General features: G+C 66.0%; 26 protein-coding genes and 1 tRNA gene. 14 read left to right on the forward strand and 13 right to left on the reverse strand.

The genetic code is table 11. The features are described 5' to 3' along the window. Positions 1 to 5 precede the first annotated feature (5 nt). Both AC4BAR_RS02110 and dcd read left to right on the forward strand, forming a co-directional pair. Positions 6 to 377 carry a 6-pyruvoyl trahydropterin synthase family protein gene (locus AC4BAR_RS02110; RefSeq protein WP_490626161.1) on the forward strand — a complete coding sequence of 124 codons (372 nt, stop codon included), beginning with the start codon at positions 6 to 8 and terminating at the stop codon, positions 375 to 377. Between the two features lie 12 nt (positions 378 to 389). Continuing rightward, positions 390 to 956: a dCTP deaminase gene (gene dcd, locus AC4BAR_RS02115; RefSeq protein WP_490626162.1), complete on the forward strand. Its 567-nt coding sequence runs from the start codon at positions 390 to 392 to the stop codon at positions 954 to 956. Between the two features lie 11 nt (positions 957 to 967). Here dcd and AC4BAR_RS02120 read toward each other — a convergent pair whose 3' ends face one another. Continuing rightward, a complete protein-coding gene (locus tag AC4BAR_RS02120; RefSeq protein WP_490626163.1) occupies positions 968 to 1606 on the reverse strand; it encodes a pyroglutamyl-peptidase I in 639 nt (212 codons plus the stop codon). A 29-nt stretch (positions 1607 to 1635) separates the two neighbouring features. Here AC4BAR_RS02120 and ypfJ point away from each other — a divergent pair, with 29 nt between their 5' ends. Both ypfJ and AC4BAR_RS02130 read left to right on the forward strand, forming a co-directional pair. Continuing rightward, positions 1636 to 2529: a KPN_02809 family neutral zinc metallopeptidase gene (gene ypfJ / locus AC4BAR_RS02125; protein WP_490626164.1), complete on the forward strand. Its 894-nt coding sequence runs from the start codon at positions 1636 to 1638 to the stop codon at positions 2527 to 2529. 81 nt (positions 2530 to 2610) lie between these two features. After that, positions 2611 to 4068, forward strand: a complete 1458-nt coding sequence (locus AC4BAR_RS02130; RefSeq protein ID WP_490626165.1) for a DEAD/DEAH box helicase — start codon at positions 2611 to 2613, stop codon at positions 4066 to 4068. 45 nt (positions 4069 to 4113) lie between these two features. Here the strand turns inward: AC4BAR_RS02130 and AC4BAR_RS02135 are convergent, their stop codons facing one another. After that, entirely contained in the window at positions 4114 to 4944 is an 831-nt protein-coding gene (locus AC4BAR_RS02135; RefSeq protein ID WP_490626166.1) for a symmetrical bis(5'-nucleosyl)-tetraphosphatase, read from the reverse strand. Positions 4945 to 4967: 23 nt separating this feature from the next. Here AC4BAR_RS02135 and AC4BAR_RS02140 point away from each other — a divergent pair, with 23 nt between their 5' ends. Then, complete coding sequence (locus AC4BAR_RS02140; protein ID WP_490626167.1) at positions 4968 to 6266, forward strand: hemolysin family protein; 1299 nt, start codon at positions 4968 to 4970, stop codon at positions 6264 to 6266. A 405-nt stretch (positions 6267 to 6671) separates the two neighbouring features. On the opposite strand, the gene AC4BAR_RS02145 is transcribed toward AC4BAR_RS02140, so the two are convergent. Both AC4BAR_RS02145 and AC4BAR_RS02150 read right to left on the reverse strand, forming a co-directional pair. After that, on the reverse strand, positions 6672 to 7658 hold the full coding sequence (locus AC4BAR_RS02145; protein WP_490626168.1) for a sterol desaturase family protein: 987 nt from the start codon (positions 7656 to 7658) through the stop codon (positions 6672 to 6674). Positions 7659 to 7670: 12 nt separating this feature from the next. After that, positions 7671 to 8072, reverse strand: coding sequence for a DUF4345 domain-containing protein (locus AC4BAR_RS02150; protein ID WP_490626169.1), 402 nt, complete (start codon positions 8070 to 8072; stop codon positions 7671 to 7673). A 70-nt stretch (positions 8073 to 8142) separates the two neighbouring features. On the opposite strand from AC4BAR_RS02150, the gene AC4BAR_RS02155 reads away from it, so the two are divergent. Next, positions 8143 to 9159, forward strand: coding sequence for an AraC family transcriptional regulator (locus AC4BAR_RS02155; RefSeq protein WP_490626170.1), 1017 nt, complete (start codon positions 8143 to 8145; stop codon positions 9157 to 9159). Between the two features lie 174 nt (positions 9160 to 9333). Here AC4BAR_RS02155 and AC4BAR_RS02160 read toward each other — a convergent pair whose 3' ends face one another. Continuing rightward, entirely contained in the window at positions 9334 to 9666 is a 333-nt protein-coding gene (locus tag AC4BAR_RS02160; RefSeq protein WP_490626171.1) for a hypothetical protein, read from the reverse strand. Positions 9667 to 10099: 433 nt separating this feature from the next. On the opposite strand from AC4BAR_RS02160, the gene AC4BAR_RS02165 reads away from it, so the two are divergent. The 3 genes from AC4BAR_RS02165 (at position 10100) to AC4BAR_RS02175 (ending at position 11943) form a co-directional block, all read left to right on the forward strand. Continuing rightward, positions 10100 to 10684: a recombinase family protein gene (locus tag AC4BAR_RS02165; protein ID WP_490626172.1), complete on the forward strand. Its 585-nt coding sequence runs from the start codon at positions 10100 to 10102 to the stop codon at positions 10682 to 10684. Positions 10685 to 11003: 319 nt separating this feature from the next. After that, the gene (locus tag AC4BAR_RS02170; protein ID WP_490626173.1) at positions 11004 to 11225 is read left to right on the forward strand and encodes a hypothetical protein; all 222 of its coding nucleotides are present in this window, start codon (positions 11004 to 11006) and stop codon (positions 11223 to 11225) included. Continuing rightward, positions 11158 to 11943, forward strand: coding sequence for a hypothetical protein (locus tag AC4BAR_RS02175; RefSeq protein ID WP_490626174.1), 786 nt, complete (start codon positions 11158 to 11160; stop codon positions 11941 to 11943). The genes AC4BAR_RS02170 and AC4BAR_RS02175 overlap by 68 nt, the downstream gene beginning before the upstream one ends. 221 nt (positions 11944 to 12164) lie before the next feature. Here AC4BAR_RS02175 and AC4BAR_RS02180 read toward each other — a convergent pair whose 3' ends face one another. The 6 genes from AC4BAR_RS02180 to AC4BAR_RS02205 all read right to left on the reverse strand — a co-directional run bounded on the left by AC4BAR_RS02180 (position 12165) and on the right by AC4BAR_RS02205 (position 19575). Beyond that, positions 12165 to 13535 carry a DUF6538 domain-containing protein gene (locus AC4BAR_RS02180; protein ID WP_490626175.1) on the reverse strand — a complete coding sequence of 457 codons (1371 nt, stop codon included), beginning with the start codon at positions 13533 to 13535 and terminating at the stop codon, positions 12165 to 12167. Positions 13536 to 13651: 116 nt separating this feature from the next. Next, a tRNA-Thr gene (locus tag AC4BAR_RS02185) sits at positions 13652 to 13727 on the reverse strand. A gap of 32 nt (positions 13728 to 13759) precedes the next feature. Continuing rightward, a complete protein-coding gene (locus AC4BAR_RS02190) occupies positions 13760 to 14776 on the reverse strand; it encodes a class 1 fructose-bisphosphatase (RefSeq protein ID WP_490626176.1) in 1017 nt (338 codons plus the stop codon). An 8-nt stretch (positions 14777 to 14784) separates the two neighbouring features. Continuing rightward, positions 14785 to 17475, reverse strand: a complete 2691-nt coding sequence (gene pepN / locus AC4BAR_RS02195) for an aminopeptidase N (RefSeq protein WP_490626177.1) — start codon at positions 17473 to 17475, stop codon at positions 14785 to 14787. A gap of 5 nt (positions 17476 to 17480) precedes the next feature. Further along, a protein-coding gene (gene prfB / locus AC4BAR_RS02200; RefSeq protein ID WP_490626178.1) for a peptide chain release factor 2 occupies positions 17481 to 18585 on the reverse strand; the annotation gives its coding sequence in 2 pieces (ribosomal slippage) (positions 17481 to 18503 and positions 18505 to 18585; 1104 coding nt in all). Positions 18586 to 18645: 60 nt separating this feature from the next. Next, positions 18646 to 19575 carry an alpha/beta fold hydrolase gene (locus AC4BAR_RS02205; protein WP_490626179.1) on the reverse strand — a complete coding sequence of 310 codons (930 nt, stop codon included), beginning with the start codon at positions 19573 to 19575 and terminating at the stop codon, positions 18646 to 18648. 124 nt (positions 19576 to 19699) lie between these two features. On the opposite strand from AC4BAR_RS02205, the gene AC4BAR_RS02210 reads away from it, so the two are divergent. From AC4BAR_RS02210 to plsY, 3 genes are read left to right on the forward strand one after another with little or no spacing between them, the layout of a single operon-like run. After that, the gene (locus AC4BAR_RS02210) at positions 19700 to 20764 is read left to right on the forward strand and encodes an aldo/keto reductase (protein WP_490626180.1); all 1065 of its coding nucleotides are present in this window, start codon (positions 19700 to 19702) and stop codon (positions 20762 to 20764) included. Positions 20765 to 20775: 11 nt separating this feature from the next. Further along, positions 20776 to 21267, forward strand: a complete 492-nt coding sequence (locus tag AC4BAR_RS02215; RefSeq protein ID WP_490626181.1) for an aminoacyl-tRNA deacylase — start codon at positions 20776 to 20778, stop codon at positions 21265 to 21267. 5 nt (positions 21268 to 21272) lie between these two features. Then, positions 21273 to 21908, forward strand: coding sequence for a glycerol-3-phosphate 1-O-acyltransferase PlsY (gene plsY, locus AC4BAR_RS02220; RefSeq protein ID WP_490626182.1), 636 nt, complete (start codon positions 21273 to 21275; stop codon positions 21906 to 21908). Positions 21909 to 21923: 15 nt separating this feature from the next. Here plsY and AC4BAR_RS02225 read toward each other — a convergent pair whose 3' ends face one another. Together AC4BAR_RS02225 and AC4BAR_RS02230 are read right to left on the reverse strand one after the other, a co-directional pair. Further along, positions 21924 to 22580 (reverse strand): retropepsin-like aspartic protease family protein, encoded by a 657-nt coding sequence (locus tag AC4BAR_RS02225; RefSeq protein ID WP_490627173.1) that lies wholly within the window; start codon positions 22578 to 22580, stop codon positions 21924 to 21926. Then, positions 22577 to 23062 (reverse strand): YajQ family cyclic di-GMP-binding protein, encoded by a 486-nt coding sequence (locus AC4BAR_RS02230; RefSeq protein ID WP_490626183.1) that lies wholly within the window; start codon positions 23060 to 23062, stop codon positions 22577 to 22579. The genes AC4BAR_RS02225 and AC4BAR_RS02230 overlap by 4 nt, the downstream gene beginning before the upstream one ends. An 89-nt stretch (positions 23063 to 23151) precedes the next feature. Between AC4BAR_RS02230 and murB the strand changes: the two genes are divergently transcribed. Further along, positions 23152 to 24192: a UDP-N-acetylmuramate dehydrogenase gene (murB, locus tag AC4BAR_RS02235; protein ID WP_490626184.1), complete on the forward strand. Its 1041-nt coding sequence runs from the start codon at positions 23152 to 23154 to the stop codon at positions 24190 to 24192. A gap of 6 nt (positions 24193 to 24198) precedes the next feature. Further along, positions 24199 to 25011 carry a glycine-rich domain-containing protein gene (locus tag AC4BAR_RS02240; RefSeq protein ID WP_490626185.1) on the forward strand — a complete coding sequence of 271 codons (813 nt, stop codon included), beginning with the start codon at positions 24199 to 24201 and terminating at the stop codon, positions 25009 to 25011. The last annotated feature ends 33 nt before the right edge of the window (positions 25012 to 25044 follow it).

Raw genomic sequence — 25044 nt, forward strand, 5'->3', positions numbered from 1 at the left:
CCACCATGGGCGACTACGAACTGAGCCAGCGCTTTTTCTTCGATGCCGCGCACACGTTGCGCCGCGAGATCGAGGCCGAGGGCAGCCGCCGTGTGCATGGCCACACCTACTGGGCAGAGGTGTTTGTGCGCGGCCAGCCCGACCCGGCCACCGGCATGGTGCTGGACCTGGGCCTGGTGCGGCGCGAGGTCGAGGCCGTGCGCGCCGCGCTGGACCACCATTTCCTGGACGAATTGCCCGGCCTGGGTGTGCCCACGCTGGAAAACCTGTGCCGCTTCATTGCCGAGCGCCTGCGGCCGCAGCTGCCGGCGCTGTCGGCGGTGCGCGTCTGGCGCGACTCCATCGGCGACGGCTGCACGCTGCGCCTCACCCCCTGAAAGACCTGACCCATGAGCATCAAAAGCGACAAGTGGATCCGCCGCATGGCCGAAACCACCGGCATGATCGAGCCCTTCGAGCCCGGCCAGATCCGCGAGCGTGAGGGCCACAAAATCATCAGCTACGGTACCAGCAGCTACGGCTACGACATCCGCTGCGCACCCGAGTTCAAGGTCTTCACCAACATCCACAGCACGGTGGTGGACCCGAAGAACTTTGACGAAAAAAGCTTTGTCGACTTCCACGGCGACAGCTGCATCATCCCGCCCAACAGCTTCGCGCTGGCCCGCACGGTGGAGTACTTCCGCATCCCGCGCAACGTGCTGACCATTTGCCTGGGCAAGAGCACCTATGCGCGCTGCGGCATCATCGTCAATGTCACGCCTTTCGAACCCGAGTGGGAAGGTTATGTGACGCTGGAGTTCAGCAACACCACGCCGCTGCCGGCCAAAATCTACGCTGGCGAAGGCTGCGCCCAGGTGCTGTTTTTCGAGAGCGACGAGGTCTGTGAAACCAGTTACAAAGACCGCGGCGGCAAATACCAGGGCCAGCGCGGCGTGACCTTGCCACGCGCCTGAGTTTTTTCGACTCAGCCCACCGCCAGCGCGGTGGCCAGCAGCAGTGCCAAGGCGTCAACCAACCGGGCCAGTTGAGCCGTTTCGGTGGGGGCTTGCGCCGAGGCCAGTGCCGCCAGCGGTGGTACATGGACGAAGCCGCCACGCGCCTCGTGGGTGTGTGCCAGCCGGTGCATCAGCGCGTAAAACACATGGTTGCAAACGTACTGGCCGGCGCTGCCCGACAGCTCGGCCGGCAGGCCCGATTGCTGCAGCGCCGCCAGCAGGGGTTTCAGCGGCAGGGTGCTGAAATAGGCCACCGGGCCGCCCGCCACCACCGGCTGGTCGATGGGTTGTTGGCCGGCGTTGTCCGGTGTCCTGGCATCGTCCAGGTTCACCGCCACCCGCTCCAGCGACAAGGCCTGACGGCTGCTGGCCAGCCCGGTGCACACCACCAGCGCGGGCCGGTGTTGGTCCATCAACGCAAACAGCGCGGCCGGCGCGGCGCCAAAGCGGGTGGGCAACTCCGTCCCCACCACGTGGTGGCCGGCAATCCGGCGGCCGTTCAGCGCCAGCGCGGCTTGGCCGCTGGGGTTGTGGGCCTGGCCGTCGAAGGCGTCAAAGCCGGCCAGCAACACCGTGGGCGGCCGGGTCGGCACCGGGGGGATTACCATGGCTCAGACTGTAGCCCAGGAGATCCGCCATGAAATGGGAAGGCAACCGCGAATCCGACAACGTGGAAGACCGCCGTGACGAGGGTGGTGGGGGCGGCGGCGGTGGCCTGATCGGCGGCCTGCTGGGCGGCCGCAACATCGGCATCGGCACCGTGGTGGTGGCTTTGCTGGGTGGCTGGGCGCTGGGCATCAACCCGCTGACCCTGCTGAATGTGCTCAGCGGCGGCGGTGGCGGCGCGCCGGTGGCGGTGCAGGCGCCGGCCCAGCGGCCGCCGGCCGACGACCCGCTGGCCAGGTTCGTGGCCACGGTGCTGGCCGACACCGAAGACGTCTGGACCGATGTCTTCAGCCGCGGCGGTGGCCAGTATGAGAAACCCAAGCTGGTGCTGTTCCGCGGCGCCACCCGCACCGCCTGCGGCCAGGGCCAGGCGGCCATGGGGCCGTTTTACTGCCCGGCCGACCACAAGGTCTACATCGACCTGGGCTTTTACAAGGTGCTGAAAGACAAGCTGGGTGCGCCGGGCGACTTCGCCCAGGCCTATGTGATCGCCCACGAGGTGGGCCACCATGTGCAAAACCTGCTGGGCATCAGCGCCAAGGTGGACCAGGCCCGCCAACGCATGGGCAAGGTGGAATTCAACGCGCTGAGCGTCAAGCTGGAGTTGCAGGCCGACTGCCTGGCCGGTGTTTGGGCCCACCATGCGCAGAACGCCCGACAGATTCTGGAGCAGGGCGATGTGGAGGAGGCGATGAACGCCGCCGCCCGGATTGGCGACGACGCTTTGCAAGGGGCGGCCGGTGGCGCGGTGGTGCCGGAATCCTTCACCCACGGCAGCAGCGCCCAGCGCCAGCGCTGGTTCAACAACGGGCTGAAAACCGGCCAAGTCAAGGCCTGTGACACTTTTAGTGTGAGGCAACCATAACGATGGGCGATAATCGGGGTTTGCCCCGGTCAAGCCGGGGCCGCCAGCTATCGGTTTGATAGCAACAGCCTCGATGTATTGATGACCGACTCCAGCCTGGATTCTTTTTCCCAACTGCAACTCGCCGAACCCCTGGCCCGCGCCGTGGCCGACATGGGCTACACCGCCATGACGCCCATCCAGGCGCAGGCGATCCCGGTGGTGCTGGAGGGCCGTGACGTGATGGGCGCTGCCCAGACCGGCACCGGCAAAACCGCCGCTTTCGCGCTGCCGCTGCTGCAGCGCCTGCTGAAACACGAAAACAGCTCCACCTCGCCGGCCCGCCACCCGGTGCGCGCCCTGGTGCTGCTGCCCACCCGCGAACTGGCCGACCAGGTGGCCAAGGCGGTCAAGTCGTACTCGGTGCACACCAACCTGCGCACCGCGGTGGTGTTTGGCGGCATGGACATGAAGCCGCAGACGCTGGAGCTGAAAAAAGGCGTCGAGGTGCTGGTGGCCACGCCCGGCCGCCTGCTGGACCACATCGAGGCCAAGAACGCGGTGCTGAACCAGGTCGAGTACGTGGTGCTCGACGAGGCTGACCGCATGCTGGACATCGGCTTTCTGCCCGACCTGCAACGCATCCTGAGCTATTTGCCCAAGCAGCGCACCACGCTGCTGTTCTCGGCCACCTTCTCGCCGGAAATCAAGCGCCTGGCCGGCAGCTATCTGCAAGACCCGGTCACGGTGGAGGTGGCCCGGTCCAACGCCACCGCGTCCACGGTGGAGCAGCATTTCTACAGCGTGGGCTCGGACGACAAGCGCCGCGCGTTGCACCAGATCCTGCGCCAGCGCGGCATCAAGCAGGCCTTTGTGTTCGTCAACAGCAAGCTGGGCTGTGCCCGGCTGGCCCGCTCGCTGGAGCGCGAAGGCCTGAAGACCACCGCGCTGCACGGCGACAAGAGCCAGGACGAGCGCCTGAAAGCGCTGGAGGCCTTCAAAAAGGGCGAGGTCGATTTGCTGGTGTGCACCGATGTGGCCGCCCGCGGCCTGGACATCAAGGACGTGCCGGCAGTGTTCAACTTCGACCTGCCGTTCAATGCCGAAGACTATGTGCACCGCATCGGCCGCACCGGCCGGGCCGGCGCGTCCGGTCTGGCGGTGAGTTTTGTCGCCAGCAGCGACGCCCGCCTGGCCGCCGACATCGAGAAGCTGATCAAGACCAAGCTCGAACTGGAACCGGTGGAGTTTGAGGAAGACCAGCCGCGCATCCGCGAGCAGGGCCGCATCAACGACGGCCGCCGGGCCTGGCGCGAAGCCGGTGAAACCGGTGACCCGCGCGACGCGATGGACCCGCCACCGCGTGCCCCGCGCCGCGAGCCCAGCCGCCCGGCCACCGTCTCGCGCGACCCCTTCTTCGACAAGCCCTACGAAGCGCCGGTGGAGAAAGAAGCCGCGCCAGCCTGGGAAGCCAGCGCCGAGCTGCGGCCACGCAGCAGCGTGTCGGCCAACATCAAGCCCAAGAAAAAGGTCGCGGCGCTGTTCAGCAGCGCCAGCTGAGGGCAGGGGGCTTGCAGCCCTCTTCGCACAAAGAAAGCCCGGCCCTCAGCCGGGCTTTTGTTCTTGGGCGCATTTCACCTGGACCAGCTCGCCGGGCCGGCCGTTCTCGGCCAGCCGCCAGGCGCTGAGGCAGCCGCCCCAGACGCAGCCGGTGTCCAGCGCCAGCAGGCCGGTCCGGTCCATGGGCTTGAGGGTGGACCAGTGGCCAAAGGCCACCGTCACGCCAGCCGTCTGCCGGTGGGCGGCGTCAAACCAGGGCACATGGCCTGCCGGGGCCGTGCCCACCGATTCCTTGGCGGTGAATTCCATCGCGCCCTCGGGGGTGCAAAAACGCAGCCGCGTCAGCGCGTTCACCACCACCCGCAGCCGGGCCATGCCGCTCAAGGCATCGTCCCACTGGCGGGGCTCGTCGCCATACATCTGGCGCAGGAAATCGGCCAGCTCGGGGCTGCGCAGCACCACCTCGACCTCGCTGGCCAGGGCCATGGTTTGTGCGGCGGTCCACTGCGGCAGCACGCCGGCGTGCACCATCAGGCAACCGTGTTCGTGCATGGCCATGCGCTGCTGGCGCAGCCAGCCGATCATGGCCTCGCGGTCGGGCGCGTCGAGCACGTCGCCCACGGTGTCGTGTTTGAGCAGCGGGCGGATGCCGAAGGCCAGCGCCAGCAGGTGCAGGTCATGGTTGCCCAGCAGGCAGCGGGCGGCGTCGCCATAAGCCATCAGCCGGCGCAGCACCGTGGCCGAGGCCGGCCCGCGGTTGACCAGGTCGCCCAAAAAGTAGAGGGTGTCGCGGCTGGGGGAGAAATCGATTTCGGCCAGCAGCCGGGCCAGCGGTGCGTCGCAGCCCTGCAGGTCGCCAATACAGTAAAGTGCCATGTGCCGATTCTCACCCCAGAGCCATGGATTTTTTGCTGATCGCGTTGTTGACGCTGCTCAACGGCGCGTTTGCCATGTCAGAACTGGCGCTGGCCTCCAGCCGCAAAGCCCGCCTTGCGGCCATGTCCGAGGCCGGTGACAAGGGCGCCCAGGCGGCGCTGACCTTGCTGGACAACCCCACGCAGTTTTTGTCGTCGGTGCAGGTGGGCATCACCTCCATCGGCGTGCTCAACGGCATCATCGGCGAGGCCGCCTTCAGCCAGGGGGTGGCCAGCTGGCTGCAGCAACTGGGGCTGACGGAGCGCCCGTCGGAGCTGGTGGCCACCGGCCTGGTGGTGACCTGCATCACCTTTGTGACCATTGTGTTCGGCGAGCTGGTGCCCAAGCGCATCGGCCAGCTCTACCCCGAGCCGGTGGCGCGCCTGGTGGCCCGGCCCATGACCTGGGTGGCCACCGGGGCCAAGCCTTTTGTGCGGCTGCTGTCGCTCAGCACCCAGGGGGTGCTGAGGATGCTGCGGGTGGACAACGACGCTGGCCGGGCGGTCACCGAAGAGGAAATCTCTGCCAGCCTGGACGAGGGGCGCGACGCTGGGGTGATCGAACACCACGAGCACCAGATGGTGCAAAACGTGTTTCTGCTGGACGACCGGCCTTTGACCTCGCTGATGGTGCCGCGGGCCGACCTGGCTTGGCTGGACGCCTCGCACACGGTGGCCGAGTGCCTGAAAAAGGCCGGGCAGGGCGGTGACCAGGGCGCCCATTCCTGGTACCCGGTGTGCCGTGGCGGGCTGGACGATGTGGTGGGGGTGATCAGCGTGGCCCGGCTGCTGCAGCTGGGGGTCGATCAGCCGGGGCCGGTGGAGCCGCATGCGCTGGCCGCCACCTTTGTGCCCGAAACCCTGAGCGGCATGGAGTTGCTGGAGCAGTTCCGCGCCCGCTCCGGCCGCATGGTGTTTGTGGTGGACGAGTACGGTGTGGTGCAGGGCCTGATGACCCCACGCGACCTGCTGGAGGCCATCACCGGCGAGTTGCAACCGGGCACCCAGGCCGACGCCTGGGCCACACCGCGCGAGGACGGCAGCTGGTTGCTGGACGGTTTGATGCCGGTGGCCGAGCTGAAAGGCCGGCTGGCGATCGACGAATTGCCTGACGAGGAGCGGGGCCGCTACAACACCGTGGCCGGCCTGCTGATGGCGGTGTCAGGCCGCTTGCCGGACACCGGTGACCGTGTGGCCTGTGCCGGCTGGGACTTCGAGGTGGTGGATCTGGACGGCAAACGCATCGACAAGGTGCTCGCCCGGAGGGCGGCGGTCGAGGCTTGAGCCGGACGGCTCAGAGCCGTTGGTGGCGCCCATGGGGGTGACGCCGGGTGTGTTGCATGGCGCAAGACACCGGGTGAAAAGTGTCAGCCCTGGAAGCCATGGGCCCGCGGCGAACGGCGGCGGTCGCGGTCATCGGTTTTCCAGCTGTTGAGGTTTTGGTTGGTCATCACATTGCTCCTGTGACACATCAACGTGCCGGGTATTCCCGGCGTTGACACGACCCGGATACCCAGCATGTAACAGAGCGTCCCTTGTGTGACAGTCTCCGACGAGCCCCAATGCATGCGAGCGGCAAGGCGCTATGCCGGCAGAAGCCACCCATTGGCCGCCGATGCCCTGCTTTTCGTGTGGATTTGGCGCCAGGCAGGCGTCTGGATGCCGGAATCTCCTCGGCAGGGCGTCAAGTCATGCTTGCCCCGGCGGTGTCAGGGCATTTTTTGGGCTGGCCGGCCCGCCAACCCCGGTATGGTCTTCGGTGGGCCAGGTGCGGATGGGGCGGTGGCCGTGCCGCTGCCAGTCCGGTGGCTTGACCAGGTGTTTGAGGCGTTGAGCCAGCGGGCCCGGTGCCCAGGCGTCGCGCAACATGTCCACCATTTCGTGCCCATTGAGCACCAGGAAGTTGTACGAGCGGATCTGCTGGGTGATGCCGTAGTCGACCTTGGCCTTTTCCTCGGCGTAGGTACCGAGCCAGCGGTCGAACAGGATCAGCACGCCACCGTAGTTCTTGTCGATGTATTCCGGATTCCGGCCATGGTGGACGCGGTGGTTGGACGGGGTGTCGAAGATGTATTCGTACCATGCCGGAAAGCGGCCGATGGCCTCGGTGTGCACAAAGTACTGGTAGGCCAGGTCGACCGCCAGGCAGAACATCACCACCGCCGGTGGCACGCCCAGCCAGACCAGCGGCAGGTAGAACACAAAGGTGCCCACAAACGCGTTCAGCAGGCTCTGGCGCATGGCGGTGGTGAAGTTCATGGTTTCGCCGCTGTGGTGGGGCACATGGGCGGTCCAGAACCAGCGCACCCGGTGCGAGGCGCGGTGAAACCAGTAGTAGCAGAACTCGGTGGCGATGAAGATGGGCAGAATGCTCCAGCCGTTGACCGGGATGTCGAACAGCCGGTGCGCATACACCCAGGCAAAGATGCCGCCGGTCACCAGCAGCCACATCAGGCCCTCGAAGACCTGGTAGCCGGCCCCCAGCGACAGGTTGGCCAGAATTTCCTTGGCATGGAACTGGCGGCCTTGCCCACGCTGGCGCTGCACCACGAACTCGACCATGAAGGCCAGCAGGAACAGCGGCGTCATGCCGATCAAAAACACCTGTTTCCAGTCCACATCCTGGCCAAACAGGCTGTGCAGCAGTGGCATCAGCGGTTGAAGCAATTCAGTCATGGTGGCGCCTCCTCACAGGGTGTGCACATGCTGTCGCAGCAAGGCCAACGACACCAGCGCCACCAGGCTTTCCAGCACCAGCAGGCCCAGCACCACGTCGTTCGGCCGGCCGTCCAGCGCCAGGCTGACCAGCCGGCCCACGGCCAGACCACCGACCAGCAGCGCCTGGGCCAGCAGGGCCGGTCCGGTCAGGGCCGCCCGCCACAACCCGGCCAGCAGAAACAGCCCGATGCCGATTTGCAGGCCGCCGTAGTTGGCGCGCAACTCGTTCAAGGCGCTGACGCTGCCCACGTTGAGTTCGACCGGCGCCATGGCCGCCAGCGGGTCGGCAAAGGTGTGGGCGCCGATCAGCAGGAAAGCGAGGCCACAGAGCAGCAAAAAGCCGCGGGTGAGGGGGGAGGGGGCGGTGTTCATGCGCTGCATTGTGGCCACAGCCCCGGCCGCGGTCTTGACCCGGTCCGACGATTTTTGACATAGTCTGCCAATGCACACCCAAGCCGTGGACCCCAGGATTGACGTGGCCGCCTCGCTGGCCAGCCTGCTGCTGAGCTTTCTGGACCAGCGCGGCCTGGACCTGCCTGCGCTGCGTGAGCGGCTGGCCCGCTTGGCCCAGGGGCCGCGCATGCCCATCACCACCTGGTGGGCCTTGCTGGAGGAAATCCAGCAGGCTTGTCCCGGCGAGGCGGCGCTGGGCCTGCAGATCGGCGGCTGCGCCCGGCCCCACCATGTGGGTGTGCTGGGCTACCTGGCGGTGTACAGCGACACGCTGGGCCAGGCGCTGCTGCGGGTCGGCCGCTTCCAGCCGCTGCTGCACAACCTGGTTCCCATGCTGGTCAGCCACAACGCCGACACGGTGGTCATCGGCTGGGGAAAGACAAAGCAGAAATCGACCCTGCTGTCGGACGATGTGGTCACTGCCGGCCTCTGTGGGTTCATGCGCCAGCTGACCGGCCGCGACGACCTTGGCCCGACACGCGTGGACATGGCCCAGCCCCGGCCGGCCGACACCACGCCCTACAGCCGGTTTTATGGCTGCCCTGTGCATTTCGACTGCGCCGATGGGGCCATGCACCTGCCCTTGCAGGCCATGGCCTTGCCCATCCGCAGCCAGGACCCCCACCTGATCGGCTTGCTGGAGCAGCAGGCCGAGTCGCTGCTGCAGGCGCTGCCCAGCGCCGACCCGTTGCTGAGCGAATTGCAGCGCCAGATGCTCGCCGCGCTGCAGGACGGCCGGGCCGACGCCAACCTGGTGGCTTCCCGCATGGGCCTGTCGGAGCGCTCCTTGTACCGGGCCTTGCAAGAGCGGGGTCTGCGCTACAAACAGGTGCTGAGCGGCCTGCGCCACGAGCTGGCCAAACAGTACTTGCGCGACCCGCAACTGGCGCTGCCCGAAATCTCGCTGATGCTGGGTTTTGCCGAGCAAAGCGTGTTTTCGCGCAGCTTCAAGGTCTGGTCGGGGGTGTCGCCGATGGCTTGGCGGCGTGCCCATGCATTGCCGTAAGGGCAGATTCGCCGTGGGCATGAAAAAACCTCCAGCCCTTGGGGAACTGGAGGTTTTCATTTGGTGCCGGAGAGATGACTGAAGGCATCCTATGGCCGCACCTAAGTGGTTGATTTCAAAGGCCCTGTCAGCGCGGTACAGATTGCAACTACCACGGAATCTACCACGTACTCCTCATGATGCGAGCCCCTTTGCAATCAGCGCACGCTCGCATTCGCGCATCAGGTTGTGTATCTCTCGCTCGACTTCTGGGTCCTGCCCAGGTTTGATGTGTTGCCCTCGGTCTAGCAAAGCAAACATGTCGCGGATGTCCTCTGGGTCAAGAGTTGCTACTAGATATCTGGCCATCTCATCAGCAGCAGCGGAAATCTTGCCTCGAAACGGGACGCCGGCCTTCCTTCCGTTTCGTTCCAGCCAGTTTCCGACCACTGTCGCCCGGTGGTCCTCGTTGAGCCACCGGCCATGCTTCACGTAGGCCATCAGGCTTGCTTGAACCAGTGTCAGCATGAGTGCCGCTCGCTCGGGTAGGTTCAGGTCGGGTTTCGCGAATAGTCCAAACAAAGGTCTTCCTTTTTTCGTTGTGTTTTGGGGTAACGCTCAACCCCCAATTATTTTCACAAAAAATGTGAAACGGGTTGCGTTGAGGGGCCATCCCTCATTCCCCCCCTGCCCCCCGTGATTGCCTTGCATGCCACCAAAGCTGTAGCAGCGCCCTACCAGAACTGAAGAGGTTGAGGGCAACTCGTGTGCTCATTGCCGCGCGGGCCGAGTATTGATGAGGCTAAGAGGGCAGGCCCACCCCAGCAGCGTTGATACGCTGTCCGTCCACAACCGTCCGGTTTCGGACCCCCTCGGGAAGGGTGTCGGAAAACTAGCTTGACAGTCTTTCGGACATGCAGGATGATTCGGACATCCTTAACGAACACCCTGGGTGCTACCGATGTCCCGCCTCTTCGCCTACTGCCGCGTGTCCACTAGCGACCAGACCCCCGATAACCAAGTCCAAGAGATAGCCGCAGCGGGCTACCAGCTGACCCCCCAGCGCATCATCAAAGAGACCGTGTCGGGGTCTGTAGCGGCCTCAGAGCGGGAAGGGTGGGGGCGACTGGTGAACAAGCTGGAAGCCGGGGATGTCCTCGTCGTGACCAAGCTGGACAGGCTGGGACGCAATGCCATGGATGTCCGGTCCTCGGTGGAGTGGCTGGCGGGCATGGGGGTCCGGGTTCACTGCCTCGCGCTGGGTGGTATGGACCTCACCAGCCCCGCAGGGAAGATGACCATGGGGGTCATCAACGCCATGGCCGAGTTCGAGCGGGACCTGCTCATCGAGCGCACGCAGGCGGGGCTGGCACGGGCCAAGGCCGAGGGCAAGGCGCTGGGCAGGCCCAAGAGCCTGAGCAAGGCGCAACTGCAGGCAGTGCGGCAGCGACTGGAAGCCGGGGAGGCCGTAGCAGTCATTGCCCGTGACCTGGATACCAGCCGTCAGACCGTCATGCGTGTTAGGGACGCGGCTGCCACGTTGTAGCCCGCGCTTGGCGAGCCTTGTACGGCTCTAAGTCCCGACCTTTGCCTTAACCAAAACCCCCTCTGGGACCAGCGAGTTCACAAAGCGGGTTTGCTTTGGTTTGGGCTCAACGCTCACCTTTGCCGCAACCGCCACCTTTGCCCGCCCCCGTTGGTATCGGTCCAGCTACGCGCTGTTAGCAAATCACGGCAACAGCCCGTACCCAGCCTGAGTCGGATGCCTGTGGGGCAAAACAGGCTTCTAAACCCCCACCCTCGAAGAAGTACATCGGCCTGTTCGGTCGGTGCCCGCAACCGATCCGTCTCAAACCTATGAACCCATGACCCAGCTCCCCGCCGTGTACCGACAACTGGCCCTTCCTGTGCCTGTGTTCGACTACATCAAGAACTACCAGCGCATCCACATGGCCCGCTATGGGGAACACCTGACCATTACCAAAACCGTGTCCGCCATCGTGCGGGACCATCAACTGAATGAAGAAAGTGCATTACGTGAACAAGCAAGCAAACAACCAGCCCTCTTCCGTAGCCCCCGAACCTGACTGGCAGGAGGAATGGGTCCAACTGGATGACGTGACCCGCCATGGCCCCTACCAAGTGCGGCGCAAGCTGGACCCGGATGCGGTGAAGCGATACCGTGTCCGGACCGAGGGTGGCTCAGTACCTCCTCCTATCAAGGTGGCCCGCATTGATAACGTCCTGTACCTGATTGACGGGTGGCACAGGGTAGAGGCGGGGGCCGTACAGACCGACATTCTGTGCCGGGGCGCTGTGTTGGCCCTTGTGGCCCCGATGAGCCCACAGCAGGCCCGCTGGGAGGCCGCCAAGGCCAACATGAGCCATGGGGTGCCGCTCAAGACACGGGACTACCGTAGCGTCTTCCAAGCCTTCATCAAGGCCAAGCAGCACCACAAGGCCAGAGGCCAGTACATGAGCTACCGCGAGATGGCGGAGGCGATTGGCTTGGGCATCGCACACACCACCCTCAGGAACTGGACCATGAGAGACTTTCCGACACTAGCCAGGGCCCTTGGAGGCGCGGAGGGCGGGAACCATATGGCGGACCTCCAGCCCCCGGAACTCCCTTCCTTGGAGCAAGAGCACAGCGAGGAAGTGGGCAAGGCGCTGTCGTCCCTCGCGCAGCATGTGAAGGCGATGGCGCTACCGCAGAGCCGCTGGGTGGTCTTGCAGGGGCTGGAGAACCTCGTGGCCGCAGTGCAGGCTGCTGGTGTTGAGCAACCCGAGCCGGAGCCATTCTGAACTTGAAGGAACCTCTGGGCGCTATGGGGCATCCCAAGGGCTTCCAGAGGTGCTGTTCAATTTGAACGGCTACATAGAACAGCAAGCAGCTATGAGACCAGCGGAACCCGCATGGTTACTGGCTTGGGCTGATTGAGCGAGGCGCTAACCTCAGACATCCCCCTGCAGATGCCGAGGCGACCACGGGACTCTCCGTGTTCGTCTCTGGGCATCTGTTTTTTCTAGTCTGCAGCTTGGGCGCGGGCGGCAACTGAGGTCAGTGCCTTGTCCAGCCACTCGGAGGTCACGAACAAGAGTGAACCAGCACCGTAACCTTCTCCGTAGCCGTCCCCCGCGTCCTTCTTCCCGTGACCTGTGATGGCATCACTTATCTCCTTCGGACACTGCACGGCCCGCAGCAAGTCCTTCATGGTGTGCCGCAGCTCGTGGCAGCTATGTGGCAGCGCTTGCCTTCTCATCCAGTTGTTAAGGGCGTTAGAGGCGTGCATGGCCTTGCAGGCACTCTCGCTCGTGTACTGCGGGAAGGCAAAGCGCTGCCCCTCCGTAGCGGTCTCCTTGACGCGCCTAGCGGCCCACAGCGCGGGCCCCAGCAGCGGGACCACGCGGTCCTTGACCCCACGAAGGCCGTTAGCTCCCTTGATGTCGCGCCACGGGTGCACTTGTAGGACCACATGCGGGATGGAGACATCCAGCACTAGGTCTTCCAGTGGCAGACCCACCACCTCGGCAAGTCGCGCACCTGTCCCTGCAAGCAGCAACAGGACCCAGCGCATGGGGTCATCCTTGGCTCGGCATGCGGCCTCCAGTGCGACCCACTCGGACGGAGAGAAGGGCATTCGCCGCTTGGCATCGTGGCCCTCACGCGGTATCTGGAGCGAGGCAAAGGGGTTCGGAGTGGGGAGGTCGTTCTCCTGCTTGTACGTGGCGAACACAGCGGACATCACGCCAATGCGACGCCGTACCGTGCCGGTGCTTGCCTTGAGCAGCGCGGCCTCCATGTAGGTGCGTGCATCGGTGCGCCTGACCTCGGCCATGGGCTTGTCCCCGATGACCGCCAGCAAGCCATCAAAGGCCCGCCGCTGGTAGTCCTCGAACTTCTTGTCCCCGCGCTTCGGGTGGATCGACAGATGAAGGTCTAGGGCATCCGACAGCAGGACGGGAGGGGTGTCACCGCGCAACTTCTGGAACGCTGCCAGTTCCACGGGGGACATGAACTCAGCGTGGGGCAGGCTCTCGTACAGCTCTTCATCCCCGGCGGCGATAAGCTGCCTCTTCTCCTCCAAGCGGTCAAAGAACAGGTCCGCAGAAGGCGTGTCCACCTGACCTGGGGAAAGGCCGTATTCGGCTAGCAGGGCATCGGCGTGGACACGCAGGGCTTTGGGGGATGACTCAGGAGCGGCCCGAAGCCCCGCGAACTCGGCAGCGTATTTGCGCAGGAGTGCCTCAATCTGAGGGGCCGCCGCGATGGGGTCCTTGGTCTTGAGGTGCTTCCGGAGGGTCTTCTTGCCGTAACGGGCCTGTAGGTCCGAGGGGACAGGAATCTGGGAGTAGATGATGCCGCTGGGGGCTACGTACGAGAAGCGCAGTTTCACGGAGAGAAGAGGGCCAAATGCATGGTGCATGTAGAAACTACCACGGTTTCTACCACGACTGGGAGCCTTGGAATCGCCCGGAACCCACTGTTTATGCGGGTTCCGGGGCTTTCAGATGGTGCCGGAGAGATGAATCGAACACCCGACCTTCTCATTACGAATGAGCTGCTCTACCGACTGAGCTACACCGGCGAAGCCTCAGATTTTAGCAGCAGTTTGGCGGCTCACTTGGCGGCGTCGGCTGCCAGGTGGTAGGCGGTGACGCGGTCCACCTCGTTCTTGGAGCCCAGCACCACGCTGACACGCTCGTGCAGTTTGCCCGGCGCAATGTCCAGGATGCGCTGGCGGCCGTTGGTGGCAGCGCCGCCGGCCTGCTCGACCAGCCAGCCCATGGGGTTGGCCTCGTACATCAGGCGCAGCTTGCCCGGCTTCTCGGGTTCGCGCTTGTCCCAGGGGTACATGAAGACGCCGCCCCGGGTCAGGATGCGGTGCACGTCGGCCACCATGGAGGCGATCCAGCGCATGTTGAAGTCCTTGCCGCGCGGGCCTTCCTTGCCGGCCAGGCATTCGTCGATGTAGCGTTTCACCGGGGCGTCCCAGTGGCGCATGTTGCTCATGTTGATGGCAAATTCCTTGGTGTCGGCCGGAATCTGGATGTTCTCCTCGCTCAACACAAAGGAGCCCTGCTCGCGGTCCAGCGTGAACATGGCCACGCCGTCGCCCACGGTCAGCACCAGCGTGGTCTGCGGGCCATAAACGCAGTAGCCGGCCGCCACCTGCTTGTTGCCGGCCTGCAGAAAGTCGCCTTCGCTGACACCTTCGCCATCGGGCTTTTTCAGCACGCTGAAGATGGTGCCGATGCTGACATTCACGTCGATGTTGCTGGAGCCGTCGAGGGGGTCAAACAGCAGCAGGTATTCACCTTGCGGGTAGCGGTTGGGAACCACATAGATGCCGTCCATTTCCTCGGAGGCCATGGCCGCCAGGTGGCCGCCCCATTCGTTGGCCTCGATCAGCACCTCGTTGGCGATGATGTCGAGCTTTTTCTGCACCTCGCCCTGCACGTTCTCGGTGCTGGCTGTGCCCAGCACGCCGCCCAGCGCGCCCTTGTTGACGGCGTGGCTGATGCTCTTGCAGGCCCGGGCCACCACCTCCAGCAGCAGGCGCAGCTGCGGCGGGATGCGGCCGTCGATGCGTTGCTGTTCGACGAGGTAGCGAGAGAGGGAAATTTTCTGGGTCATGGTTTCTTTCAATCCGCAAGGGCGCGGGTGACGACCTCGCGCACGTCGTTGCTCAGGTCGGGGCGGGCGGCCACGCGCGCGATGGCTTCGCGGGCGGCGCTGCGGTAGGGTTCGGCCAGCTTTTTCCAGCGGTCCAGCGCGCGGGCCAGGCGGGCCGCCACCTGGGCGTTGATGCCGTCCAGCTCGATGACGCGCTCGCTCCAGTACACATAGCCGGCCGCGTCGCCGCGGTGGAAGGCGCCGGGGTTGGCCTGGCACACGGTGGCCACCAGGCTGCGGGCGCGGTTGGGGTTGCGCAGGCTGAACTCGGGGTGTTGCATCAGCGCCCGCACCCGGGGCAGCACGTCGCCGCCGCGGTCGGGCGCGCCGGCCTGCAGTGCAAACCATTTGTCGATGACCAGCTCTTCGCCCTGGAACAGCGCATGGAAGCGCACCAGCGCGTCGGTGGCCAGCGCGTGGCCGCTGCTGACCAGCGCGTTGAGTGCGCCGAAGCGGTCGGTCATGTGGCCGGCGTCCTTGAAGCGCTGGAAGGTTTTGCCGGGCCAGACCGGGTCGCCGCTCTCGCGGGCGGCCAGGCACAGGTGGACCAGCGCCAGGTTGGCCAGCGCACGGCGGCCGGCCGACACCGCGTCGGGCGAGTAGCCGCCGGCCACCTGGTGGGCCTGGTAGGCCCATTCCCATTCGGCCAACAGGGCGGTGGCCATTTCCTGGCGCATGGCCTCGCGCACCGCGTGGATGCGCTGCGGGTCCACCACGTCCAGCTGTTCGGCCAGGTAGTTTTCCGAGGGCAGCGTGAGCGCCAACTCCTTGAAGGCCGCGTCCAGTGTGGGGTGACGCAGCAGCTGGCGCATCGCGTCCAGGTAAGCCGTGTCCAGCACCGGAGCGGTGAGCGCACCGTCGGCCTGGATGGCGGCCAGCGCGCGGCGCAGCGACAGGCGTTGGCTGGCCTCCCAGCGGTTGAAGGCGTTGCTGTCGTGGGCCAGCAGCGTCAGCAGCTCGGCGTCGCTGTAGTCGCAGACCAGCGTGACTGGGGCTGACTGGTCGCGCAGCAGCGAGGGCACGGGTGCGCTGTCCACATTGACAAAGACCAGCGTGGCCTGCGGCTCAGTGAGCACAAAGGTCCTGGTGCCGGCACCGGCGCTGGCCTCGCCTTGCAGCTGCAAGGGCAGGTCGCGGCCGTCGGCCCCCACCAAGCCCAGCGTGACCGGGATGACAAAGGGCGCCTTGTCGGGCTGGCCCGGCGTGGGTGCGCAGTGCTGCGACAGCGCCAGCGTGTAGCGGCGCGCTTCGGCGTCAAACTGCCCGCTGGCCTGCAACTGGGGCGTGCCGGCCTGGCTGTACCAGCGCTTGAACTGCGGGAGCAGCCGGGCCAGGTCGGACGCCGGGTTGGCGTCGGCAATCGCCTGGGCGAAGTCGTCGCAGGTCACGGCCTGGCCGTCGTGGCGGGCGAAGTACAGCGCCATGCCCGCGGCAAAACCGTCTTTGCCAACCAGGGTCTGCATCATGCGCACCACCTCGGCGCCCTTTTCGTAGATGGTGACGGTGTAGAAGTTGTTGATCTCGACGTAGCTGTCGGGCCGCACCGGGTGGGCCATGGGGCCGGCGTCCTCGGCGAACTGGGTGGTGCGCAGCAGGCGCACGTCCTCGATGCGCTTCACCGCGCGGGCGCTGGGGCTGCCTGAGAGGTCCTGGCTGAATTCCTGGTCGCGGAACACCGTCAGGCCTTCTTTCAGGCTCAGCTGGAACCAGTCGCGGCAGGTGATGCGGTTGCCGGTCCAGTTGTGGAAGTACTCGTGGCCGACCACGCTCTCGATGTTGCCGTAGTCCACATCGGTGGCGGTGGCCGGGTTGGCCAGCACGTACTTGGTGTTGAAGATGTTGAGGCCCTTGTTCTCCATCGCGCCCATGTTGAAGTCGCTGGTGGCTACGATCATGAAGCGCTCCAGGTCCAGACTGAGGCCGAAGCGGGCCTCGTCCCAGGCCACGCTGGCCATCAGCGAGTGCATCGCGTGCTCGGTCTTGTCGAGGTCGCCAGGCCGCACATAAACCTGCAGCAGATGGTCTTTGCCGGCGCGCGAGGTGATGCGCTGCTCGCGCGCCACCAACTGGCCGGCCACCAGCGCGAACAAATAGCAGGGCTTTTTGTGCGGATCAACCCATCGGGCGAAATGCCGGCCGTCGTCCAGATCGCCTTGCTCGACCAGGTTGCCATTGGACAGCAGCACCGGGTACTTGGCCTTGTCGGCGCGCAGCGTGACGCTGTACATCGCCATCACGTCGGGCCGGTCGAGGAAGTAGGTGATGCGGCGAAAGCCCTCGGCTTCGCACTGGGTGAAGAAGGAGCCGCCGCTGACGTACAAGCCCATCAGCTGGGTGTTCTTGGCCGGCGCGCAGGTTGTGAAGATCTCCAGGTCGAAGGCGTCCGGGCCTTCGGGCAGGTTTTCCAGCACCAGCTGGCCGCCGTCCATCTTGAACGAGGTGCCCTGGCCATTGACCAGCACCCGCGCCAGGTTGAGCTCTTCGCCGTCCAGGCGCAGCGCCTGCGCGGCCACGTCCGGGTTGCGACGCAGCCGCATCTTGTTCAGCACCCGGGTCTTGGCCGGGTCGAGGTCGAAGGTCAGGTCGACTCTGTCAACCCAGTAGGCGGGGGCGGTGTAGTCCTCGCGGCGAACCACGGTGGCTTGTCCTTCTCGGAGCATGGTGCTTAAACCCCTTGTTTCAGGCTGGCTTCGATGAACGGGTCGAGGTCGCCGTCCAGCACCTTCTGGGTGTTGGAGATTTCCACGTTGGTGCGCAGGTCCTTGATACGCGACTGGTCGAGCACGTAGCTGCGGATCTGGTGGCCCCAGCCCACGTCGGTCTTGGTGTCTTCCAGCTTTTGCTGGGCTTCCATGCGCTTGCGCATCTCGAAGTCGTACAGCCGCGAGCGCAGGCGCTGCCAGGCCACGTCTCGGTTGCTGTGCTGGCTGCGGCCGTCCTGGCACTGCACCACGATGCCGGTGGGGATGTGGGTCAGGCGCACGGCCGAGTCGGTCTTGTTGATGTGCTGGCCGCCGGCGCCGCTGGCGCGGAAGGTGTCGGTGCGCACGTCGGACGGGTTGATGTCGATCTGGATCGAGTCGTCGATTTCCGGGTAGACAAAGACGCTGGCAAAGCTGGTGTGGCGGCCACCGGCCGAATCGAACGGGCTTTTGCGCACCAGGCGGTGCACACCGGTTTCGGTGCGCAGCAGGCCAAAGGCGTACTCGCCTTCGATTTTGATGGTGGCGCCCTTGATGCCGGCAGTGTCGCCGGGCGACTCCTCTTCCACCGTGGCCTTGAAGCCCTTGCGCTCGGCGTACTTCAGGTACTGGCGCAGCAGCATGCTGGCCCAGTCGCAGGCCTCGGTGCCACCGGCGCCGGCTTGGATGTCCAGGAAGGCGTTCAGCGGATCGGCCGGGTTGTTGAACATGCGGCGGAACTCGAGCTGCTCGACGTCCTTGGCCAGCAGGCCGGCGTCGGCTTCGATGGCGGCCATGCCGTCCTCGTCGCCTTCGTCGCGGCTCATCTCGAACAGCTCGCCGTTGTCGGCCAACTCGCTGCCCAGCTTTTCCAGCAGGGTCACGACCGAGTCCAGCGATTTTTTTTCACGCCCCAGTTCCTGGGCGTGTTTGGGGTCGTTCCAGACGCTGGGGTCTTCCAGCGCGGCATTCACTTCCAGCAGGCGACGGGCTTTTTGATCGTAGTCAAAGATACCCCCGGAGCTCGCGGGTCCGGGCGGCCAGGTCAGCGAGTTGTGAGCCGATGGCGTTGATGCGTTCTGCGTCCATGAGAAATCCTTGCGAGGTGAGCGGTCTGTAACCCCTCATTTTCTCACGCGGCGGGGCGGTTCAGGCCAGAAAGTCTTCTACCAGCCTGGCCAGGGCCTGCGGCTGGTCGTGGTGCAGCATGTGGCCGGCGTCGACAAGCTGCGCGGTGCGCAGGTTCGGCACCGCTGTCAGGCGCTGGTGGTACTCGGCTAGCGTGTAGCGCTCGCCCCACCAGCGGGCCAGGCTGTTGTCGCTGGCCTCCACCGCCAGCACCGGCGCGGTGATACGGGCGTAGGTGGCCAGCACCTCCTCCAGCCGGAACAGCTGCGCGCTGCTGATTTTGTGCGCCGGCTCGCCCAGCACCTCCCAACGGGCGCTGCCGTCGGGCCGGTCCACCGCTTTGGCCCAGTGCGCGGCCAGCCAGCGGGCCTTGGCCTGACCGGCGGCGTCGCGGGCCAGCCGGGGGTTGGTTTTCATCAGCCGGCCGGCCACACCGTCCAGGCTGTCGTAGCCCTGCAGCGCCAGCTCGCCGCGGTGCAGGCTTTTCAATTCGTCCATCCACTTGGCGTGGCGGCCCGGCGCCTGGGCGGCATCGGTGGCCGGCATGCCAAAACCCTCCAGGTTCACCAAGCGGCGAATGCGGACCGGCCGCACGCCGGCGTACACCATGGCGATGTTGCCGCCCATGCTGTGGCCCACCAGGTCCACCGGCTGCTCTCCGGCCAGGGCGTCGAGCAGGAAATCCAGGTCGGCCAGGTAGTCGGGGAAAAAGTAATGGTCGGCGCCGCCCGAGTCGGTCAGGCCAAAGCCGCGCCAGTCGGGGGCCACGATGTGACGGTCTTGTGCCAGCGCGTCCACCATGAACTGGTAGGAGGCGCCCACGTCCATCCAGCCATGCAGCAACACCAGCGGCGGCTGGCCGGCCTGCGGCTCGCCCCAGCAACGCAGGTGGTAGCGCAGGCCGCGCACGGCAACAAAGCGGCTGCTGAAGGGGCGGCGGGGGCGGTACATCGATGAAATCATACGCAGCGCGCCATCTGGCCGCGTCGCCCATGGGACCGCCGGCAAGACCATCCCCGGTCGCCGGCCGGCGGCAAACCGTAAACTGGAACGTAACTTGTCTTCCGATCACCCCATGAACACCGTCCGACTCGGCCACAGCGACCTGCATGTCACCCCGATCTGCCTGGGCACCATGACCTTTGGCGCCCAGGTGGGCCAGGACGCGGCCCACGCCATCCTGGACCGCGCGCTGGAACGCGGCATCAACTTTCTCGACACGGCCGAGATGTATTCGGTACCGCCACGGGCCGAGACCTTTGGCGCCACCGAAACCATCCTGGGCCACTGGTTCGCCCGCCGGCCCGGCGCGCGCCAGAAGGTGGTGCTGGCCACCAAGGTGGCGGGACCGTCGCGCAACATGCCCTGGGTGCGCGGCGGCAGCCCCAACCTGACGCCGGACGACATCCGCGCCGCCTGCGACGCCAGCCTGGCCCGGCTGCAGACCGACGTGATCGACCTTTACCAGATCCACTGGCCGGTGCGCAACGCACCCATGTTCGGCATGGCCTATTACGACCCGGCCAAGGACAAGGCGGTCACCTCCATCCACGCGCAGCTGGACGCGCTGGCCGGCCTGGTGCGGGCGGGCAAGGTGCGGGCCATTGGCCTGTCGAACGAAACGCCCTATGGCGTGGCCGAGTTCGTGCGGCTGGCCGAGCAGCATGGCCTGCCCCGCATCGCCACGGTGCAAAACCCCTACTGCCTGGTGAACCGCACGGTGGAGAACGGGCTGGACGAGGTGATGCACCACCTGCAGGTGTCGCTGCTCGCCTATTCGCCGCTGGGCTTTGGCCTGCTGACCGGCAAGTACGATGCCTCCGGCCTGACCGGTGATGGCGCGCCGGCCGAAGGACGGCTGACGCAGTTCGAGTCCATGCGCAAGCAGCGTTGGGGCCGGCCCGAAGCCCTGGTGGCGGCCCGCCGCTACAACCAGTTGGCCCGCGACCATGGCCTGACACCCGTTCAGCTGGCGCTGGCGTTTTGCTACACCAAGTGGCAGGTGGCCAGCACCATCATCGGCGTGACCTCGCTGGCCCAGCTTGACGAGGATTGCGACATCCTGGGCACCCCGCTGTCGCCCGAACTGCTGGCCGAGGTCGACGCCATCCGCTGGGAACTGCGCGACCCGGCCCTGTAAACCATCCATCCATGGCCAAGAAAGACCACGTCAGCGAAACCCCCGCCACCCAGCTGCTGAAAGCGGCCAAGGTGGCCTTCACCGAGCACCCCTACGAGTACCTGGAACATGGCGGCGCCCAGCACAGCGCCAAGGTGCTGGGCCTGGACCCGTTCAGTGTGGTCAAGACCCTGGTGATGCAAGACCAGGACGCCAGGCCGCTGCTGGTGCTGATGCACGGCAACCGCACCGTGTCCACCAAGAACCTGGCGCGGCAGATCGGCGCCAAGTCGGTCGAGCCCTGCAAGCCCGAGGTGGCGAACCGCCACAGCGGCTATCTGGTGGGCGGCACCTCACCCTTCGGCACCCGCAAGGCCATGCCGGTCTACATCGAGCAGACCATCCTGGACCTGCCCCGCATCGCCATCAACGGCGGCCGGCGCGGCTACCTGGTGGGCATCGCCCCCCAGGTCTGTGTGGACCTGCTGGGCGCCAAACCGGTGCAGTGCGCGCTGGCAGAATAGGCCTCATGCAAGCCCTTTACCCCGCCATTGCCACGCTGGCTGCCTACCTGTTGGGCTCGCTGTCGTTTGCCGTCATCGTCAGCCGCGCCATGGGCCTGAACGACCCACGCACCTATGGCAGCAAAAACCCCGGTGCCACGAACGTGCTGCGCTCGGGCAGCAAGGCCGCCGCGGTGGTCACGCTGCTCCTGGACGGTTTGAAAGGCTGGCTGCCGGTGGCGCTGGTGGCGCAATGGGGCGCACCCTGGGGCCTGGAAGAGGGCACGATGGCGCTGGTGGGCCTGGCGGCCTTCCTGGGCCATTTGTACCCGGTGTTCTTCAGGTTCGAGGGCGGCAAGGGCGTGGCCACTGCGGCCGGTGTGCTGTTCGGTGTGCACTGGGCGCTGGGCCTGGCCACGCTGGCCACCTGGGTCATCGTGGCGCTGTTTTTTCGTTACTCGTCACTGGCCTCGCTGGCCGCGGCGGTGTTTGCGCCGGCCTACTATTTGTTTGGCGACCGGGTGGTCTGGTACGCCGACCGCTCGCTGGTGGTGGTGATGGCGCTGATGGCCATGCTGCTGGTCTGGCGCCACGCCGAGAACATCGGCCGCCTGCTGCGCGGCCAGGAAAGCAAGCTGGGCAGCAAGAAAAAGCCCGGCTGAGGGGCTGCACAGACCTCAGTCGCGGCGGTCCAGCACCATCTGGTCGTTGCTGCGCTGCATCTGGAAGCGGTTCAAATAGCTGTTGCCCAACAGCACATAAGGCATGGGCTGGGCCAGCACCACCGCGTCCACCCCGTACACCTCCACCTCGCCAATCCGCACCGAGTCGAGCCGAAGGCGCCAGCCCGCCACCGTGCCGTTGGCCGTGCCGATGCGCACCGGGGTGGCGGTCTTGGTGTCCAGGCCCAGCCGGTCAGCGTCGCTCTGGCCCAGGCTGACCACAGTGGCACCGGTGTCCACCAGAAACTGCGTGGCCTGGCCGTTGATGCGGCCGGGGGTGGTGAAATGCCCACCCGAGCCGGCTGGCAGCACAATGCGCCGGCCATTGCTGATGGGGACGCCGACGCCCTGGCGGGCCGGCGTGTCGCCCAGCCGCAGCGTGTGGCGCTGGCCCTGGAACTCCACCACCGCCTGGTCACCCTGGGTGGAGATGACGGTGACACCGGCCACCGTCTGGCCGGGGGCCACGCTGCGCGGCGGCCCGCCGTCCACCACCAGCAAGGCCTGCTTGCCCAGCATGCCCGACAACACCACCGACTGCGCCGCCGCCACGCCGGCCACCAGCAGCGCCGCCAGGGCCAGGGTGGGGCGGGTGGCGCGCATGGGTGTCAGTCGCGGAAGTTGTTGAAGGAAATCGGCAGATCGGCGATTTCCTTGCGCAGCAAGGCCATGGCAGCCTGCAGGTCGTCGCGCTTGGCACCGGTCACGCGCACCGCATCGCCCTGGATGGTGGCCTGCACCTTGAGCTTGCTTTCCTTGACGGCCTTGGTGATCTTCTTGGCCTGCTCGGTCTCGATGCCGTTGCGCACCTTGATGACCTGCTTGACCTTGTCGCCGCCCATTTTCTGCACATCGCCGATGTCCAGGAAGCGCACGTCCACCTCGCGCTTGGCGAGCTTGGCGCGCAGCACGTCTTCCACCTGCTGGAGCTGGAAATCGGCGTCGCCGAACAGCGTGATGTCCTTGTCCTTCAGCTCGATGGCGGCCGAGGTGCCCTTGAAATCGAAGCGGGTGGCGATTTCCTTGGCGGTGTTTTCCACCGCGTTTTTCACTTCCACCAGGTTGGCTTCGCAAACAGTGTCAAAAGAAGGCATGGTGTGTCAACAATGGGTGTGGGAATGGCAAATGGCCGGGACCCGCCGGAGCGGTGGGCGCCTGGCCCTGAATCGCTGACAATTCTCCCATGTTCGTTGAAACCCAGGTCCCGCTGCAGCCCCACAACACCTTTGGCATTGTTGCCAAAGCCCATGCGCTGGTGCGCATCCACGACGAGGACGACGCGCGGGCGGTGGCGGTCGATCCTGAACTGGCCAGCCGCCATAAGTTCGTGCTGGGTGGTGGCAGCAACCTGGTGCTCACCGGCGACGTCAAACCGCTGGTGCTCAAGGTCGAGGTCATGGGCAAACGCATCGTCGACGACGGCCCCCGGGCCTGGGTGGTCGAGGCCGGGGCCGGCGAGAACTGGCACGAGCTGGTGGCCTGGACGCTGGCCCAGGGCTGCCCCGGGCTGGAAAACCTGGCCATGATCCCCGGCACCGTGGGCGCCTCGCCGGTGCAGAACATCGGCGCCTATGGCGTGGAATTGCAAGACCGCTTCGAGTCGCTGGACGCGGTGGACCTGTCCACCGGCCAGTCGTTCACTTTGACCGCCGCCCAATGTGCTTTTGGCTACCGCGACTCGGTGTTCAAGCGGGTCAGCGCCCGGCCCGGTGATTTCGGCCTGGCCGGCAAGGCGCTGATCACCCGGGTGCGGCTGCGCCTGCCCAAACCCTGGAAGCCGGTGCTGGGCTACGCCGACCTGGAGAAAAAAATCGCCGAGACCGGCATCACCCAGCCCAGCGCGCAGCAAATCTTTGACTGGGTCTGCGCCATTCGCAGCGCCAAGCTGCCCGACCCGCGGGTGGTGGGCAACGCCGGCAGTTTTTTCAAGAACCCCACCGTCACGCCCGACCAGTGCGCCGACATCATCGCCCGCGAACCCAAGGTGGTGCATTACCCCATGCTGGACGGCAACATCAAGCTGGCCGCCGGCTGGCTGATCGACGCCTGTGGCTGGCGCGGCAAGTCGGTCGGCCAGGCCGGGGTGTACGAGCGCCAGGCCCTGGTGCTGGTGAACCGCGGCGGCGCCACCGGCGGCGAGGTGATGACGCTGGCCAAGGCCATCCAGACCAGCGTCTACGAGCGCTTCGGCATCCGGCTGGAGCCCGAGCCCGTGGTGCTCTGAGGCCCCATGCCCCACCTGCCCGGCTGGAAGCACGCGCTGCTGCGCCACCATGGCGCGGCCCTGCTGCTGCTGGGTGGGGGCTGGCTGTTGTGGTGGCTGGGCAGCGCCAACGGCTGGTGGCGCGACCGCGACTGGCTGGGCTACTTCATCGCCTCGGGCGTGGCGGCCGGCCTGTTGCTGGCCTGGGTGCGCTGGCAGCGCGAAAAAATCGTTCGTGAGGCGCCGCTGCCGCAGTTCCTTAAGCGCAAACTGCGTGAAGCCTACCCAGCGCTGAGCGCCAAAGACTGCGAGCTGGTGGAACGCGGCCTGCGCCAGTTCTTTCTGGCCTGTCTGCGCAGCCGGCGCCAGTTTGTCGCCATGCCCTCGCGGGTGGTGGACGCGATGTGGCACGAGTTCATTCTGCACACCCGGGCCTACCGCGACTGGTGCCAGCTGGCGCTGGGCCGCTTTGTCCACCACACGCCGGCCGAGGTGCTGGGCCACCAGGGCACAGTGAACGACGGCCTGCGCCGCGCCTGGTACTGGGCCTGCCGTGACGAGGCCATCCAGCCCCGCCAGCCCAGCCGTCTGCCGCTGCTGTTTGCGCTGGACGCCAAGCTGGCGATTGCCGACGGTTTTCATTACGCGCCCGACTGCCGGCTGGGCGTGACCGACCGCGGGGGCCGCGACGGCGTGAGCCACTGCGGCACCGACTTTGCGGACGGCAGCTTCAGCGGCAACGCCGACAGCTTTGGCGGTGCCGAGTCCTCGGCCGGTGAGGGCGGTTCGGACGGTGGCGATGGTGGGGGAGATGGCGGCGGCTGTGGCGGCGGGGACTGAAAGCCGCCACGCTTTGTCACAAAGCACGCTTCT

Source organism: Rhodoferax sp. SPJ4, assembly GCF_058216275.1.